The organism is Treponema medium (assembly GCF_017161265.1).
Classification (GTDB): Bacteria; Spirochaetota; Spirochaetia; order Treponematales; family Treponemataceae; genus Treponema; species Treponema medium.
In genome coordinates, this window is the sequence record NZ_CP031393.1 from 2046912 (window position 1) to 2064532 (window position 17621).

The 17621-nt window shown below is 46.4% G+C and carries 12 protein-coding genes; 5 read left to right on the top strand and 7 right to left on the bottom strand.

Going from position 1 to position 17621, the window contains the following annotated elements:
• Nucleotides 1–328 precede the first annotated feature (328 nt).
• The 6 genes from DWB79_RS09000 to DWB79_RS09025 form a co-directional block, all read right to left on the bottom strand.
• A complete protein-coding gene (locus tag DWB79_RS09000; RefSeq protein ID WP_206180999.1) occupies nt 329–577 on the bottom strand; it encodes a hypothetical protein in 249 nt (82 codons plus the stop codon).
• Nucleotides 578–597: 20 nt separating this feature from the next.
• On the bottom strand, nt 598–2091 hold the full coding sequence (locus tag DWB79_RS09005) for an NFACT RNA binding domain-containing protein (protein WP_016523729.1): 1494 nt from the start codon (nt 2089–2091) through the stop codon (nt 598–600).
• A 190-nt stretch (nt 2092–2281) separates the two neighbouring features.
• Nucleotides 2282–2959 (bottom strand): ABC transporter ATP-binding protein, encoded by a 678-nt coding sequence (locus DWB79_RS09010; protein ID WP_016523730.1) that lies wholly within the window; start codon nt 2957–2959, stop codon nt 2282–2284.
• Between the two features lie 341 nt (nt 2960–3300).
• Entirely contained in the window at nt 3301–4926 is a 1626-nt protein-coding gene (locus DWB79_RS09015) for an ABC transporter permease (RefSeq protein ID WP_016523731.1), read from the bottom strand.
• Nucleotides 4927–4957: 31 nt separating this feature from the next.
• Entirely contained in the window at nt 4958–5977 is a 1020-nt protein-coding gene (locus tag DWB79_RS09020; protein WP_016523732.1) for a thiamine ABC transporter substrate-binding protein, read from the bottom strand.
• 526 nt (nt 5978–6503) lie between these two features.
• Nucleotides 6504–7427 carry a DUF4349 domain-containing protein gene (locus tag DWB79_RS09025; protein ID WP_016523733.1) on the bottom strand — a complete coding sequence of 308 codons (924 nt, stop codon included), beginning with the start codon at nt 7425–7427 and terminating at the stop codon, nt 6504–6506.
• Between the two features lie 390 nt (nt 7428–7817).
• Between DWB79_RS09025 and DWB79_RS09030 the strand changes: the two genes are divergently transcribed.
• The 4 genes from DWB79_RS09030 to DWB79_RS09045 all read left to right on the top strand — a co-directional run bounded on the left by DWB79_RS09030 (nt 7818) and on the right by DWB79_RS09045 (nt 14155).
• Nucleotides 7818–8402, top strand: a complete 585-nt coding sequence (locus DWB79_RS09030; protein WP_016523734.1) for a hypothetical protein — start codon at nt 7818–7820, stop codon at nt 8400–8402.
• 147 nt (nt 8403–8549) lie between these two features.
• On the top strand, nt 8550–9827 hold the full coding sequence (locus DWB79_RS09035; protein WP_016523735.1) for an ABC transporter substrate-binding protein: 1278 nt from the start codon (nt 8550–8552) through the stop codon (nt 9825–9827).
• A gap of 651 nt (nt 9828–10478) precedes the next feature.
• Nucleotides 10479–13040, top strand: a complete 2562-nt coding sequence (locus DWB79_RS09040) for a hypothetical protein (RefSeq protein ID WP_016523736.1) — start codon at nt 10479–10481, stop codon at nt 13038–13040.
• Nucleotides 13040–14155, top strand: coding sequence for a glycosyltransferase family 2 protein (locus DWB79_RS09045; RefSeq protein ID WP_016523737.1), 1116 nt, complete (start codon nt 13040–13042; stop codon nt 14153–14155). Before DWB79_RS09040 ends, DWB79_RS09045 begins: the two co-directional genes overlap by 1 nt.
• A 283-nt stretch (nt 14156–14438) precedes the next feature.
• Here DWB79_RS09045 and DWB79_RS09050 read toward each other — a convergent pair whose 3' ends face one another.
• A complete protein-coding gene (locus DWB79_RS09050) occupies nt 14439–15776 on the bottom strand; it encodes an MATE family efflux transporter (RefSeq protein WP_016523738.1) in 1338 nt (445 codons plus the stop codon).
• 275 nt (nt 15777–16051) lie between these two features.
• Here DWB79_RS09050 and DWB79_RS09055 point away from each other — a divergent pair, with 275 nt between their 5' ends.
• On the top strand, nt 16052–17602 hold the full coding sequence (locus tag DWB79_RS09055) for an AbgT family transporter (RefSeq protein WP_016523739.1): 1551 nt from the start codon (nt 16052–16054) through the stop codon (nt 17600–17602).
• Nucleotides 17603–17621: the final 19 nt, after the last annotated feature.

Sequence of the window (17621 nt, forward strand, 5' to 3'; positions counted from 1 at the left end):
AATGATGTTGTTGTCTGAATGAAAAAGCCGCCCGTTTATCAGGGCACAGTCTAGTTGCTGAGTTGCTGAGTTGCTGAGTTGCTGAGTTGCTGAGTGATTATGCCGACAAAGCTATGTGTGTCAACTACCTTTTGAAAAGATGTGGGTATCTGCGCTTTTGGGGGAGAGTTTTTATACTGCGGTAATCCTATTTTAAAACTCAGCATAGAAATAGTATAGGAGTAAATATTGAGAAATGCAAGGGCTTTTGAAAATATGCATACCGTCTACGGCGTTGCTTAGTAAAAAACAATCCTCAACGTGCAAAAAGCACGTCTCCGGTTGTTTTTTACACGCGCCTTGTATCCGGTATCACTATTTTCAAAAGTGCTGGAATTACAAGGCACATACGGCATTCCTGCAAACAAATTAATTGGTAATGGGCATCGATAATAAGCGTTAGGGATTGGAAGGGCAGCGCAGCTGTTCCGAAAGGGATGAAGCGCCAGCGAAACCCCGCAAAGCCCGACGGTCGGTCAACCATTGACATCCGTGTCGATGTTTGACCGACCGGAACGCCCAAAATATAGTTACCCATTAAATATTACAACGTGCTCATTACTTAAGCGTTTCCTCTCGTGACTGTTCAAGCTGTTTCAGAACTGCCGGATCAAGTTTAATGGAAAGATTTTTTTCGTTTGACGGGAGTACGGTTCCTTTCGGCGCGTTCTTCGCCCTCCGCAAATCCTTCACTGCAGTGTAGTAGAGATCGGCTTGTCCGTTCTGGCGCGCCTTTGAATAAAACACGGCGAGGTTCCCCGCGGCAATCAACACCGGCAGCGGAACGGTCTTTCCGTTTTTGTTTTTGATAAAGACATAGCCGCCGGAATAATCCCGCACATGAAGCCACATATCCTTGCCCCGCACGTGATGCCGTAGCAGCTCATCGTTTTCGGCGGCTGTCCTACCGACATACAGAATCCATCCGTCATGGTAGAACGTAAGTCCCGGCCGCTCTTTTTCTTGAGCCGCCTGTTTCCGCTGCACGGGTATCTTTCTTTTATGCAGTACCTTTTCGATAAGGTAAGGATTTTCTTCAATCCGCAGCTTTGCAAGCTCTTCGTTAAGCGCGGCGAGCGTCCGCTTGGAGGCTTCGATATCATCGGTGAGCGCTTCAAGCCCCGAAACCGCTTTCTTATACCGCTCATAGTATCCGGCAGCATTTTCCTGCGCGGTTTTTCTCGGGTCGAGGGCGATGCGGATAATCCGGTTGTCCGCCGCATAATCTTCAAGCTCAACGGAAGAAGCGCCCTGCGGAATCCGGTAGAGATTTGCCAAGAGTAAATCGCCTTGATGTTTCAGCGTATCAGCCTGCAAGAACGAATGCTTTTTCGCTTCGAGTTTTTCAAGCGCGCGGGAAATCTTCTCTATTTTAAGACCGTAAAAGCGCTCCGCTTCCGCACGTAAGGCTTCGAGCGAAAGCACAGGCGCCTGCCGCGCGTACCATTCGTCAATCGCTTCGTTAAAGGTCTTGGAAGTATCATAGCTGCGGACGGTGTAGGTTTTTATCGGTTTGTCAGCGGCTACAGGCGACACGGTGATAGGTGTGCTTTCTGTGGTCTTTGCTTCAACGTCCGTCGCAGCCGCTTCGGATTCTCCCGGCAGAAGCTGCCACGGCTCTCCGCTCACTTCATGACGGGAAGGGCGGCGGTAAAAGGCATCGACGATAATGCCGTTATCGACAAGCAGCATATTCGCCGCCCCGCTCCACAGCCGGATATAGAGGTAGAGCATACCTGAAGCGGTCTCCAACGAAAGCCTGACAATGCGGTCGTTGTTCAGCTGAACAGCCTCGGTAATCTTGGCGCCGCGGATCCGGGAACGGAGCAGCTCCATAAAACGGAGCGGCTTGTCGAACTTGGGGATTTTCCGCGTGGTTTCATGCAAGCGACACGCCCCCGGTTCAAGACAGATGACCAGAGCCATCGGGCGGGTCTTGTAGAGGTGCAGCACCATCACGGAATAGGAGGACTGCACCACCTTTTGTATGTATGAGCCTTCCAAATCGAGCTCTTCCAGAATTTTATCAATTTCAGCGCAATTAAGCGACATCTACACCTCCGGTCACAGGGCAAACGCATCAGACGTTTTTTGGATATCCCCGCAGAATCACGAGGCTGTTCAACCAGAATTTCGCCGCATTGCGTCTCAAATGGTCTCACAGCCTCGTGATTCTGCGATTTTTATCTATCGGTCTGATGCGTTTGCTCTGAGCTTAAAGAAATGATACCTAAAATTTCGATCAGGAGGAAGGCATTTCGATGATGTTGTCGGCGAGGTACTCGGCTTCGTCGCGGTCATGGGTAACGTAGATTGCCGTGTACTGCATTTCGGCTTGGTGCTTTTTGAGCTCTTCGCGGAGTTTAAGCCGCAGCGGAGCATCGAGGGCGGAAAGCGGTTCGTCAAACAAGACCACGAGCGGGTTTACTGCAAGCGTCCGCGCAAGGGCGACACGCTGCCGCTCCCCGCCGGAGAGCCCTTCAATCCGTCTTTTTTCCATACCGGTCAAACCGAAACGTTCGAGCCATTCCGCAGCAGCCTGTCTGCTTTCCTTTTTGGATATCCCTTGCGAAACGAGGCCGTACCCGATATTGTCTTCGACACTTAAATGAGGGAACAGCGCATAGTCCTGAAAGACCATACCGACGCTGCGATTTTTGACGGGCTCATCGGTAATGTCGCGCCCGTTTAAAAAGACGTTTCCCGAATCGGCGGGCAACAAACCTGCGATCATTTTAAGCACGGTTGACTTACCGCATCCCGACGAACCGAGCAGCGCAAGCGTCCCAGCCTTTTCCACCGAACAGGAAAGACTGATAGTCTTTGACGGCAACCGTTTCGTCAAACAAACAAGCCGGAGAAACGCATCACCTTCATCATTCGCTCTATTTATCGGAAAACCCATCGAATCACCTTTCATATACGCTCCCTACCATACGCACTTTTGATACACAGGGCAACCGCACTTTAATCTTTCCAAGCGGTTGTCTTCCTTACGTTCAAAATTTTAAATAAAATTTTGAACGCTTTTTTCCACAGAAGGACAAACGCATCAGACAGGTTGATATAAATCGCAAAATAAAGAGGCCGTGAGACCATTTGAACCGCGAAGAGGTTCAACTCTGGTTGAACGGCCTCTTTATTTTGCGGGACAATATGAACACTGTACTTCCTTGTACAGTGTTCATAACAAGTTTTTCTAACGAAAAACTTGCTGCTGATTAGTGTCACCGCCATCCGTGGCGGACATAACAAAACAGTCTAATGCGTTTGTCCGCGCTCCCTCACCGTGTCCTGAATATAAAAGAGCGAGCCCGTCAGCACGGCTAGAATCACCGCGATACCGGCGCTTTCGGTGAACCGGTACGAACCGGCAAAGCGGAACAGCATCAGCGCGAGATTTTCAAAGTTCGGAATCTGGAGCAGAAGCGGCAGCGATGCGTCCCCCGCGCTGATTGCAAACACGCAGCACAGCGCAGATATAATACCGGTTTTGCATAACGGCAGAAATACCCGAAAAAATGCATCCGTGCGGGTAGAGGACAAAAGGCGGGCGGCGTCGAGTACCGAACGGGGAATTTTTGCGAGGCCGGTCTCTATTTGCATCCACGCAAAGGGCCACGCAAGCGAACTTTGCACAATAACCAGCAACAGCAGCGACGGCATGGTATCAAGCTTCAACCACCCCGATCCCAGTATAATAGAAGAAACTGCAAAAGGAATGAGCGGCAGGCTTTTATACCACTTCCGATTCGATTGAAACGCTGCATACGCAAAAAAAAGCGCAGCCGTTACGGAAAGCACAGCGGTTCCGATCCCCGTCTGGATGGTGTGCCGCACCGCGCCCCAAAAGTGAGGCCGCTGTAAAAGCTGCCGCCACGCATCAGCGGTTATCGTGAGCGGCGCCTTAGGACTCGACAGGGAGTACCACACCAGAGAACCGAGCGGAAACAGCAAACAAAAACAAATAACACAGATAAGCACGGCAAAAAAGATATGTTCCGCTGCGCCGCCGATGCGCAACCGAATGCGGGCATATTGGGTGTTTTCAGCATGATCGGGTGTTCTGCTCCTTAAATAAGCGTACAGCCCTACCGCAGCCGCTGCGATACCGGTTTCCACCAGCGCAATATGCGCCGCGGTACTCGCGTGTATATCTCTGCGGATGGTTTGATACAACTCAACCTCCAGCGTTGTTACGCCGAGACCGCCCAGCAACAGAATAATCACAAAGCTGAAAAAACAATATAAAAAGATAATGACGAACGAAGCACACAGCGGCGCCTTCAATGCCGGAAAGATCACTGTTCTAAAAATACGCAGCGGTGAGGCTCCGAGCAAAAGAGCAGCCTGTTCGGTTTCCTCAGGGAGTTGTTCCCATGCGGCGGATACGGTACGCATCGTGATGGGAAAATTATAAAAGGTGTGTACAAGCACAATGCCGCCCGTCGAATAAAGGAAGGTGCCGATTGAAAGCTCCCCTGCCGAAAGCGCCGCAAATAGTTTGTTCAGCAAACCGTTTTTTCCGAAAAAGAGGATAAACGCGAGCGCAATAACCACCGGCGGCACGCTCAAGGGGATCGCCGAAAGAGAGAGCAACAACTTTCGTCCGAAGAACCTCCGGCGGGCGCAAAAAAACGCCGCACAGAGGCCGATACCGCTTGCTCCTGTCGCAGAGAGAAACGCTTGTATCACAGTAAAGCGGGCAGCCTTCCATAAAGGCCGGAACGACACTGCAGAAGCGCCTCCATCGAAGGCCGGAAAAACGGCAGCTCCGAGCGGTACGAAAAAAGCAATCAGTACCGCACAGAATAACACCCCGCCGCCTACTATAAAAGCGTTTTGCAGTAGTGTCCGCTTCGCAGCGTATCGATTAATTGAAACCATACAATTCTGCGATAAAAATGCGAAAATACGGTTATTTTTCCAATACTGAAATAATAGCGTCTACCGCCGTTTCCGCCTCGGTACCGGAAATCGTCAGTGATTTTTTCGGCATCGGGACGGTTTTAAATGATTCGGGAAGCTGCACCGCGGTATTTGCCGGATACATCCACTGCGTTTCGGGCAACACTTCCTGCGCTTTTTCGGTCAGCATAAAATCGATAAAAGCGTGAGCCGCTGCTCTATGCGGCGCATTTTTAACGACGCCCATTCCCTCAAGCGCAATCATATTCCCCTCGGCAAACGTCAATGCCTGATACCGATCGGTTTTATCATACCGGATGTGATAGGCCATACTGGTGGTATAGCTGACGGCAAGCGGAGCCTCCCCCGCCGTAAACAGCCCGTATCCGGCACTCCACGAATGGCTCATCGTCAGGATGGAAGGCATCAGTCTTTTCCAGTACGAAAGATAATCGTTTCCATAAACCGCCTTTGTCCATGCGGCAAAACCTAAGCCGGGAGCGCTTGTGCGGGGATCCATGATAACCAAGGATTTTGCATATTCGGGCTTTGTTAAATCTTCCAGCGACTGAGGAGCCGGCACCTTTGACTGAGTGTCATACATAACCGCAAAATAGCCCCAATCATACGGGGTGAGTAGTTGATCATCAGTCATTATAACATCTTGCGGAACAACTTTATCCAAATTCGGAGAGGTATACGGTTCCAGAACGCCTGCACTGCGCGTCTTATCGACAAGAAACGCATTGATACCGAGCAGTACATCGGCACGCGGATTCTTTTTTTCGGCTATCGCTTTCGATAGGACGGAACCGGAATCCTCGCAGATCACATAATTGACGGTGTAGCCTGTTTCATCTTTGAATCGCTTGGCAATTTCCGCGCCCGGCCCCCATTCAGAAGCAAAGGAGCCATAGGTATAGACAACAACGATTTTTTCCGCAGTATCTTGTTTTCCGCCTGCAAAAGCGGTTGAAGGCAGTATGATTGAACATACGATAAACAAAAAGAAATAAAGACGTAACTTCATTATTCCCTCCGCCGGCATTATCCGGATCAGGTGTAAGGCATCCGTACAGACGCCTTTTTCGGGTATGCTCTCAGCACGGAACGAATAGATTCGGGCATCTCTAAAAAGCCGATGAGGTTCTTAGAGGTTCCCGTTCATTGTTCCGGCACCCCAAGTTTGCGTATCCTAGTATATTCGCAAAAAAAGTGCAAGCTGTGTTTTTTAGATTGCAATAGTCATATTATGATATATTTTTGCAGGCATTCATGGGTGTAAGTACTTCTTACCATATTTTCAGAAGACTTCTATTTCTCCAGTATATTCATTTGCTTTTTGTATCAATGAAGGTTTATTTTCAGCCGCTAAAATAGCGCGCTCTCGTTAAATGCCGAGTTTGCGCAGGCGCAAACATCGCTTATAATATGCTGTTTCTCACTTTGTTACGAACCAACGAATTCGGCAACCTTCAAGATTTGATAATCTTTTCACTTGCCGAATTTTAAAGAACCGAAAATATATTTTCCGCCTTTACTCATCTGCGGCATAGTTAATCTCCTCGAATGCTTTCTTTGTTATGCGAATTGCACCGCCGCCGTTTCCTCAGACGCAGTATGATAAGCATTGCGGCTATTCCCAGCGCGATAAATACCCAGCCGTACAACAGTGCGATACAGACTGCGGCAAAGGCCTGTACTCCGCCTTTTATTGCATCCCATACCGGCATAAAAACTGAACCGGTTTCCGATGCGGCTTCTATCTGTTGGTACATACTGATATGCAGCGTACTGAAATTAACGGAATTTTTCAGATACCGCAGTCTGCCTTCTATCGATTCTATATCCGACCGTATATCCTGCAGTTCATTTTGAATATCGAGGATATCTTTTATTGTTTTTGCTTGGTTGAGCAGTCGCAGGTATCCTTGTTCCGTTTCTTTTTTGACGGCGAGGCGTGCGGTACTATCGATAAACTCTTCCGTTACATCCTGTACGGTAACGGACTTTTCATCGATTTTTTTAACGCCGCCGGAAAGCTCCGTTACGAATACATCAAAATGAGCCTTAGGTATTCTGACCGTCATATTCTGATATATCCGCGAAGAGCTTGCGCGCTCATCTTCTTGACTGATATACGCGCCGTATTTTTGAACGAGCGATTCGATATGCTGACGGGTTTCCGCTATATCGTGCGTTTCAAAATTGATCGAGCCTTCTTTTATGAGCTGCCGTTCGAAGATTGCAGCGGTACTTGCAGCCTCTGTGCCGTCTAAAGGACGCTGCATATCGGCGGTATCTACATCAGTGGGGTTTACATCTTTTGCGTATGCCGCATTTTTTACCGCTCCTGCGGGATGTTCAGCCTCTGAATATACCTGTCTATTTGAAACCGAAGCGCTTTTTTTAGCACATGAGCTGAAGGCAACAGTTCCTGCAAGCATGATAACGGCTATAATTTTTGAAAATCTATTCATTGGTACCTCCTGAGGTAATTCCCGATTATTGAATTGAGCAGAGGCGACTGCAACCACCTTATAGGAACACACAGAGCGAAACGTTGAGCACTGTGCCCCGACGCTTGCGTCGGGGCTGTTGATTATTTTATCACTTTAGCAGTTACGGGACAATCGGAACTTTGAATCCTAAACTTTATCTCCGAAACTTTTGCATCCGGCATAGCAAGAACACAAAAAAAAGTATAAAGGAAGGGAAGAAAATCGCCGAAAGAGGCAAACTGTCTTCTAGATTATTCTACGGGGCAGTTAAAGACCAGCCTGATCTTGATGTGTTTACCTGACATAAAGCACCGGCTACATAAAGTGCAAGCTACTTGACAAAAAATAAATTAAAGACCATTTTTAGGCATGCTCCAATCTATTTTTAACGATGCCGATATACAACTACCGGAACAAATACATAAAGCCGCAGTTGAATATCTTCCGGCGTTTCTCTCTGCAGAGGATGCTGAAGTACTTGCCGTGCAAGCCCTACTTATTGCAAGGGCTTTTCATACAGGGGGGACATTTGAACAGGTATTTACCGGTACCGAGCCGATTACGCAGCACTATCAAATCAACCTTATCCGCAGCTTTGAAAAAAATGTACGGCTGCTTGTCGATAAGATGTGGGTTGAAAAAGCAGACGAAGATGTAAAAGAGGATGTTCTCTATCGGCTCCGCTGTTTTTGTGAATCCATGCAGCAGGCAGAAAAGCCGGTCGATTATGAGGAATTGTTGCCTGAATGTCTCGGCGTCTTGCATGATGTCGTATTATTGCTTTTCGGTCGCCAAATCGACAGCGAAGGTTTTTTAGAATACGCCATCCGTATTGATCCCGATTTCGGACTTTTTTGGTATTATCTTGAATGCCTCAGGGCACAGCCTAAGCTTTCCGCAGAGAAAGCCCGACTAGCTATCTTTCTCGGTATTTATTTTCTTGCTAATTTTTAAATTGTATTCTATTTTATTTTATTCTATTGATTCATTAATTTTTATACTAACAGATTGACAGAGATCGATTACCGGTGTACGTTACGAGCATTTTTACGGAAGATTTGAGAAAAATCAATGTTGCTCGCCATAATTGAGGAGGGGAAAATGCGGATAAGAATTACCGTAAGTGTACTGATTTTTTCGATAATATTGAGCGTCCTTTTGGTCTCTATCGGATGCACAGGAAATACGAATACAAAAAAAGACAGTACCGAAAAAGTCGTTTTAACACTGGAATCGTGGCGCGTGGACGATTTGGAAGTGTGGACACAGCTGCTTGCTGAATATGAAAAAGTGAGCGGCGTACTTATTCAATTTAAGCCCATCAATCCTCCCAATTACAATGCGGAGTTGCGTTCGCAGTTGGATAGCGGATTCGGACCGGATTTAATGTTTGCTCGCTCTTATGCAACAGGTATGGAACTGTACGAAAAAGGATTTTTTGCAGATATAAGCGATTTGCCTCATTTACAGGAACATTTTTCTGAAAGTAGTAAAGATGCATGGCGGGGCGCCGACGGTAAATCCTTTGCGGTTCCCGTTGCCGCTGTTGTACAGAGTATTTACTATAATAAAGATATTTTTGAGAGAGCCGGCCTTGCTATTCCTACTACATGGGAAGATCTTTTGCTTGCCTGTAAAGATTTAAAAGATGCCGGATATACCCCGTTTGCAAACGGACTTGCCGATGCTTGGGATATCAATGAATGTTTTATGATGGGGTTATTACCGAACTTTATCGGCGGTGAAAAAGGTCGGCATGAATATGAAAACGGTTTGCGTCCTTTTAACGACGACGATATGGTTGCTGCGTTTACTGCAATGAAGGATATTGCCCCCTATTGCCCTCAAAATTTTGAGTCCTTAACGTATGCCGATTCAAATATGCTTTTTGCAACAGGTAAAGCGGCTATGTATGCCGATGGGTCTTGGACACTCGACAGTTTCAAAGATTTACCGTTTCAGTGGGGAAATTTTGCTTTTCCGCCTCCAACAGGGAAACAGCCTGAAATTTGCTTCCATGTTGATGTAGGAATAGCGATGAATGCGAACGGAATGCATCAAAAAGAGGCGAGGGACTTTTTGTCGTGGCTTTGTACACCTAAAGGAGCTGTCGTTGTTGCAAAGTATTTGCCGAGCGGTTTTTATTCTATGTTCAACGGCCGTATTCCTATCGAAAGTCCTCAAAGTGCCGAAATCTATGAACTTCTTACCGGACGAGGACAGGATGTTCGCTTTGTATGGCCTAAGTTGATGAACGGGACGCCTTCCGGTTATACTTTGATGAATGACGGCGTAATTGCCGTTATGAAAGGCAAAAAGACGCCCCAACAAGCTGCCGACGCTTTAGCAGAAGGTCTTGCACAATGGTATCAGCCTTGATCCCTTTTGAAAATAAACGACACATCTACTTCGTTGCTGCGCACAAATTAATCCTCAACGTATCAAAGATACGCCTGCGGTTAATTTGTGCTCGCGCCTCGTATCTGCATCGTCTATTTCCAAAAGCGCTGGAGATAAGGGCAGCCACGGCATCGTTACGCAAAAGCGAATGCTCAATGTATCATTTCCAACAAGGACGTCGGTGGTTCTAGTCAGTAATGTACCTGCGGGTGTTTTTTGTACGTTACTAGCGTCTGCATCGTTAAAAGTGTACATCCGTGTACACTTTTAACAGCGAGCTTCGAGTGAGCGCGAAACTTAATAGTAAAAAGAGAAGCTTTTTGGGAAGATTTACCCCTTAAGCAGTAGTTAATAGCACACAAGAAAGCATCATTGATTAAAAAATCGTTACAGCTTTTTCTACACTTGTTTTTTCTATATCGTTATCGTACACCGTATTGATAAAAAGTCAGCCCGACAGTTTTTATACCTCGTCCTCCGGCAAGGATAAGGACGGTAATTGCTTATATGTCAATCACTTGCATTGACTTTTTCCCCTTATAGATTATACTTATAGTGATTTTAGAGTATGCGAAATAACACCGCATTATGTAGGTAATACTGCCTTTATTTTAGAAACGGAGGAAGAAAATGAAAAAGATTACAATATTTTTTATCGCAGTAAGTTTTTTGTTTATTTCCTGTGGGCAGGCAGCCTTTGGTAAACCGGAGGCTCCGCAGGGCTACGGGACGGTGATTATCGGAATTGCCGGGAATGGCGTAAGCCGTGCGGTTGGCTCAAACGGCTTACCGCTTCTCAATAATTCCCAAATGACCATAAAGGTTACGAAGGATGATGGAACGTCTATTACGGAAAAACACTTTGCCGAAAGTGCTCCTAAAACCATGTCCTTAACGTTGCCGGTCGGCGAAAAAATCGTCGTAAAGGTTATTGTTAAAAACGTTTCGGCTCGATGGTCGGGCGAAAAACAGCACGAGGTTACTTCCGGCACCAATACCGTCAGCGTTAAGCTTAAAAAAGCTGCCGCTGCTTTAAACAGACTCCTGTTCGGTACTAATAAGCCCCATGGATCCCATTCAGGCGGTGTAAATGATTACACATTCACGTTGAAAATAGGTTCAAAGGAAGTAAAGAAAGAGCACATTAAATATCATAACTTTTGCCGCGACAATAAGGGAAGAATCTATCTTGCATACAACACCGGCAACCGGTGGAATATTGAACGTTACACGAGCGAGGGTGATAAGGAAGATAAAAGCTTTGACGGTTTCTTGGGTACTTCTCCACTGCTTCTCACAAGCGACCATGCAACAGGTGCAGTCTACCTTGTTGCAAAAGACGGCTTGAATATGAAGCTGTATAGAATAAACGAAGCCGGCGGCTCGCCTATAGAATTGATGGGAGCGTCTCTCGGGTATCTAACCGGCTATGCCGTATATAATAATGTACTCATCGCCTCAGGCTATGGAATGGTAGGTCCGGAATTAAAAATGTACCGCATAACCGAAGATACCGTTTCCGAAATTACGCTTTCCGCTCAGCCCGATTTACGCGAAGATACAAAGATTACATTAGAGGTGTCGGCGGGGTGGTTACATGGGACGATAAACGGCCTTTACATGACTGCCGATACCCTCTATGTTCTTTTTTCTAAATGTCAAACCATTCCGGACTCCTTTTCCTTAGGCGGTATTGTCAAATACTCATATTCGGCTGACGATACAACCGCTTCAATAAGCACTCCTGTCCGCATCGGTATTGCAAATGAGCATACTTCTGATGGAAACGGTATTTACCAGACCGAAGAAAGCAACTTCTACGGCCCCGTAAAGGTAGTCGGTTTTGATGAAGAAAACCTCTACATAGCCGATGACGGCGTAACGTTCGAGTATCAAAAAGGAAAGCCCCGTATTACCGCAAACAAAAACCGCATTGCAACGCTTAATAAAGGAACCAATGCGCTTACCTTTAATGATGCCCCAAGCGGGATTACTTGGCTGGGCGAAGATCCTGTATGGACAGGTGTAAATACAAAGACCATCGTCTGGAAAAAGAATGCTGCCGGTTTCGACTATTATCAGCTCAATTCAGCCGCTGATGCACTCACGGCAGAAACTGAACTTGCTAATTCAACATCATCCAGCAGTCGTTTTACCGATGTGTTTTGCTTTGACGAAGCCGGAAACCTCTACATAGTACGATATAAAACCGGAGGCTACCGTATATGCCGCTTTGAGCTGAAAGATGACGGCAGCTATGATAGCAGCGTAACTGTAAGTACATTAGCATTATCCGATCAACCGGTTGCCATTGCCGTTGACATATCGGGCAGTGTAAAAAAGGATGGTCAATCGGTAAACGCCTTGTATTACAGCTATGATGGCAGTAATAAATCATGTATCAAACGGCTTACATGGGAGAGGAACGCTGTATTTTCTTCCGCTGCGGCGGATACTAGTTTCGCTGATAGCGGCGTCCTTGAAGGTACTCAAGATGTTGGCAATAACAAAACACGCTTTACCGCGCTTGCAGCCGATAAAAACGGCTTCTTTGTTGCTCTAAAAGAGACCGGTACTTTTGGGTATACTGTTAGAGTGCAAAAATATATGCATAACGATGGCAGTGCAGTCGGTAATGCAATTAATGTTCTCGGTGAGGTAACCAACGCTTCAACTTGGTCAAGACCGGGAGATTTAACCGCTCTGCATATCCAAGAAGGTATTTTATACGGTCTAACGGCAGTGCAGTACCGCTATGAACATGACGATACTTATGTATATTACCCAAAAGACTCTATTTCAGGAAAACTCATGAAAATAGGCAGTTCTACAGCCGATTTTTCCGGAAATGCGGAGGTGCTTTACACTACGGAATTGCCGAGGAGTGAAATTCACGCCTCTGGCTCTGTGGCCGATGCGAAAAGAAAAGAAGGCGGCAAATTTGCACCTTACCGGTTTATTGCCGTCATGCCGAAAAAACTCATCATTGCCTCTGACGGTTTTTGGGGGCACATTACCGATCGAAGTGATCCGAATACTGATGATGTTAAACAATTCAATTTTATATGGGATTTTGGTATAAAAGATGACGGTTCACTTGAAGGCACGCCTCAATCGACAGAAACCGATTCCGCTATTGGGTTTTCAAAAACACTTACGAGAAGGCCCTATTGCGGTTATGAGTGGAAATAATGGCGCCTCTTATCAGTCTTTCCGTTCCGGTCTACGGAACGGAAGGCTCCCTTCCTGCGCTGCTGGATAGCGTGTTAGCGCAGGCGCCTTTGCCCATCAGCAACGGTGGGCAAAACCGCTCGCTGCGAATATCGCTAAAAAACAGCCTTTTCGGACATTCCCATGTAGCGGATGCAAAGGCGGGGCATCTGCCAGTTGAAGTTATCATCGTAAACGACGGCAGCCCCGCCGGCGGCTCCTTGCCTACAATCCTTAAACCTTATAAAAAGAAATGCAAAGCCGCCGGCATTCCTCTTATTCTTTTGGAACACTCTAAAAATCTCGGACTGGTTGAAGCCCGCCGCACTGCCGTACAAGCCGCCTCCGGAACCTACCTCTGCTTTGTGGATTCCGACGATACCCTTCCGCCGAATGCTCTTTTACATTTGTACGATGGACTGCTTGCCTCAGGCAATGGTTCCCTTGCGGATGCCGCCGATATCATCCACGGTAAGGCCGAGTATAAAACCGACTTTCCCGATGAGGAAGCTCCGCTTTACAAAGAAGCCCCCCTTGCCGAAATGGAAGAAAATATAAAAAAGGTTCATATAGGTCTTTTGGAAGGCGATGAACTTTTAAATTCTTTTTTACTAAAAAGAGAGCTATCAAGTTTTTTATGGGCAAAACTCTTTCGTACGGAGGCGGCTAAGGCTGCTTTTGCAGATATTCCTCACACATTTTGCACGATGGGCGAAGACTTTCTTATTTACTTTTTTGTCCTGCTCCATACCCGCTCCTATTTCGGAATAGAAGACATCGTTTATAACTATCATATAGGCACGGGCATAAGCTCCAACCAAGAAATAAAAGACCTCGCCCGCTGGGAAAGGGTTTGCACGGCAGCCTCGGTCTTTGCCGTAATCTTTTCGTATCTTGAAGAACACCCCTTGAGCGCCCCCAATGCCGAAAAGCTGACCGCAGCCCTGCAAAACCGCTGTAAAACAGCCTTGCTTCAAAACCTCCGCCACTTAAAGCGCGTTATTCCCTCTCTCCGCGATGAAGCTTATGCAATCCTCTGCGATTACTGGGGCGAGGAGTATGTAAACGCTGCGGAAAAAGCGAACCGTTTGACTTGAGCAATGCTATCGTTTTTTCTATGGCAGGGGAATCAATGCCTTCCCGCTGCGCCTGTTCAAAATCAACACCCCTGACGCAGAGCGTTGCCGAAAAATGGCAGGTATTAAACCCTCAGCACGAATAAGCGGCAAGAGCCGCAGCATCTTCGGGATGTTTTTCGATATGCAATATTGCGGGCATACTTTTTTTCCCTTCCACAATATCGTCGCCCAACTCCTGACAACCGTTTCGTACACGGCAACCGCATCGAAAATACTTTAAGCGGTTGCCTGACTGTAAGTGTTATTTTTTTACCAAGTCGGTTGCGAATATCTTTATCATAATAATAACGGAAAGCACTACGACGATTCCGTCAACGAGCGGCATAGCAAGCCATACGCCCCGCGCTCCGAAAAAATGGGGCAGTATCAGTACTGCGGGTACAAAAAGCACGAGCTGGCGAGAAATCGCTAAAATACCGGCGGGTTTCGGCTTGCCGATAGCCTGAAAGAGCGTCATATTCAATATCATAATCGCAAGCGCAGGGAAGATTATCATGGCAATAACGGCATTGGTTTTTCCCTGTGCTACAAGTACGGGGTTATCGATGAACAAGCCCAATACCTTTTCGGGACTGAGCAAAAAGATACCCCATGCCGTTATTGCAAGCAAAAGACCGAAGCCATAGAACAAGCCGGTGCCTTTTTTTACCCGATCAAAAAGTCCTGCACCGAAATTCGTACCGACAAAGGGCTGGTATCCTTGGCTTAATCCCCACAGCGGAATAAAGCTCAACATCAAATAGCGGAAGAATGCGCCCATTAGAACAACCTGATCTTCTCCGCCGTATTTTTTCAATGTCGAATACATTACCGTTTGCTGCACCAACGAAAGTACCTGCATAATCATCGCAGACATACCGATTGCAATTGTTTCTCCGACAATCGATCTATCCGGTTTAATGGTTTTAAAGCGAACATTTTTGCTGAAGCATAAAAAGTAAAAAAAGCTGACCAATGCGAAAACCGCCTGCGAAATAACCGTGGCAACGGCAGCACCGGCGATTCCTTGGTTGAATACAATAATAAACAGCGCGTCAAGCACAATATTCAGCACGGCGCCGGATCCCATGATAATCATCGCAAGTGCAATTCTTCCTTCTCCGCGCAGTACCATATTTGAAGCCTGTCCGAAGTTTACAAATATGGAGCCAAGGTACACAATCCGTAAATATTGCACCCCCATTGCGTGCATTTCTCCTTCCGCCCCGATAAGGGTGAGAAGCTGCGGCGCAAAAATGTATCCGACTATCATCACTACTGAGGACATCAGTACCGACAACACCAATACGTTTCCCATCACCGCATCGACGGTCTTTTGGTCTTTTCTGCCGACTGCCCGCGATAAAATCGATGCGGAACCAATCCCGACCAATACCGCGATACCGTTATTCACCAGCGTAAAAGCATAGGCGACGCTGATTGCTCCGAGCGCTTTTTCGCCCACATACCGTCCAACAAACATTGCATCGACAAAGCTGTACAAACTGATTACCAGCATACCGATAATGCCCGGCACACCTAATTTTAGCATGAGCTTGAATATATTTCCTGAAACAAGCTCTTCCCGTTTATCCGTCATAAGAACTCCTAAAACAGAAACCGACGATATCGTCAGTTATTTGATAAAAAGAACTATATATAAACGGAATCGGATTGTCAACCATATACAACAGTTTAATTAACAGTGCAAGCACATCGACTGCTTTTCGCGGATTACGGTAGAATTAGGTAGAATTATATGGGAAAAAAATATTGATATTATTAAAATTTATATTTGCTAATATGGAAATCATCGTATATAATTGAGAATATTATCGCATTATGATATGCGAAAACTATTTTCTAGGAGTTCTTATGAGTACAAAAAAGAACAAGGAAGTCTCAGGCTTTCTCAAGGGTGTTGAAAGGATTGGGAATAAGCTGCCGCATCCGGCGATGTTATTCTTTATCCTCAGCATTATCGTTGTCTTTATTTCCGCCATTGTAGCGGCTGTTGGTGCGCCGGTTACCTATTTTGACGCAAAAAAAGGACAGGAAGTAACGATAAAGGCTGTTTCGCTTTTGAATGTCGAGGGATTTCGCTATATTTTGAACAGCGCAACGAAAAACTTTACCGGTTTTGCGCCGCTTGGTACGGTATTGGTCGCAATGCTCGGTATCGGCGTTGCCGAGTGGACAGGGCTCATCAATACCTCATTGAAAAAGCTCCTCAGTAATGTTAACCCTCGGTTGATGACAGCGGTTGTCGTTTTTGCAGGTATCATCAGTAATATTGCTTCCGATGCAGGCTACGTTGTAGTTATTCCGCTTGGCGCTATTGTGTTTGCAAATGCCGGACGGCACCCGTTGGCAGGTCTTGCTGCTGCTTTTGCCGGTGTTTCAGGCGGCTTCTCTGCAAACCTCGTACTGGGAACTACCGACCCGCTATTAACCGGTATTACTATTGAAGCGCTTCACAATGCCGGTATGGATATTCCGCTTGATCCGACGTGTAACTGGTACTTTATGATGGTTTCAACAGTCTTGCTGACAATCGTTGGAACTTTGGTAACCGAAAAAATCGTAGAAAAAAACTTAGGCGAATATCATGGAACCTATCAGCCGGACAATATACCGGTTTCTGCGGAAGAAACACAGGGATTAAAACGTGCCGGTATTTCTATTTTGATTATGGTGGTCATACTTATTATCGGAATGTTCGGTTTGCCCGGTCTTCCGTCTCTCGCCATATTAAAAGAAGTGAATCCAAAAACAGGGGTCAGTTCCCTCAGCAATTTTATGCACGGTGGTTTGCTCCCCGTTATCTTAATCCTTTTCTTGGTACCCGGCTTAGTATACGGTAAAAAATTGGGAAAAATTAAGAATTCCGGCGACCTCGTAAAAGGAATGACACATGGAATGAACTCAATGGCCGGTTACCTTGTACTGGCATTCTTTGCAGCACAGTTCGTCAGCTACTTCGGTAAAACAAACCTCGGAACCATTCTTTCCGTAAACGGTGCAAACTTTTTAAAGAGCATCGGATTTACCGGCTTACCGCTTATCATCGCATTCGTTATTATTTCCGCTTTCTTGAACCTCTTTATCGGTTCCGCCTCTGCAAAATGGGGAATCATGGCGCCGATTTTTGTACCGATGATGGTAAACCTCGGTCTTTCACCGGCTTTAACGCAGGTTGCATATCGTATTGGAGATTCCAGCACCAATATCATCACTCCGCTGATGAGCTACTTTGCGATGATCGTCGTCTTTATGAAAAAGTATGATGAGGATTCCGGTCTTGGAACATTGATATCGATAATGTTGCCGTATTCAATCGCGTTCCTGCTTTCATGGCTCGGCTTGATGATTATCTGGTATGTAACCGGCTTACCGCTCGGTCCGGGAGCATTCTTAACATTATAAGGTATTTAGGAAACCTCTA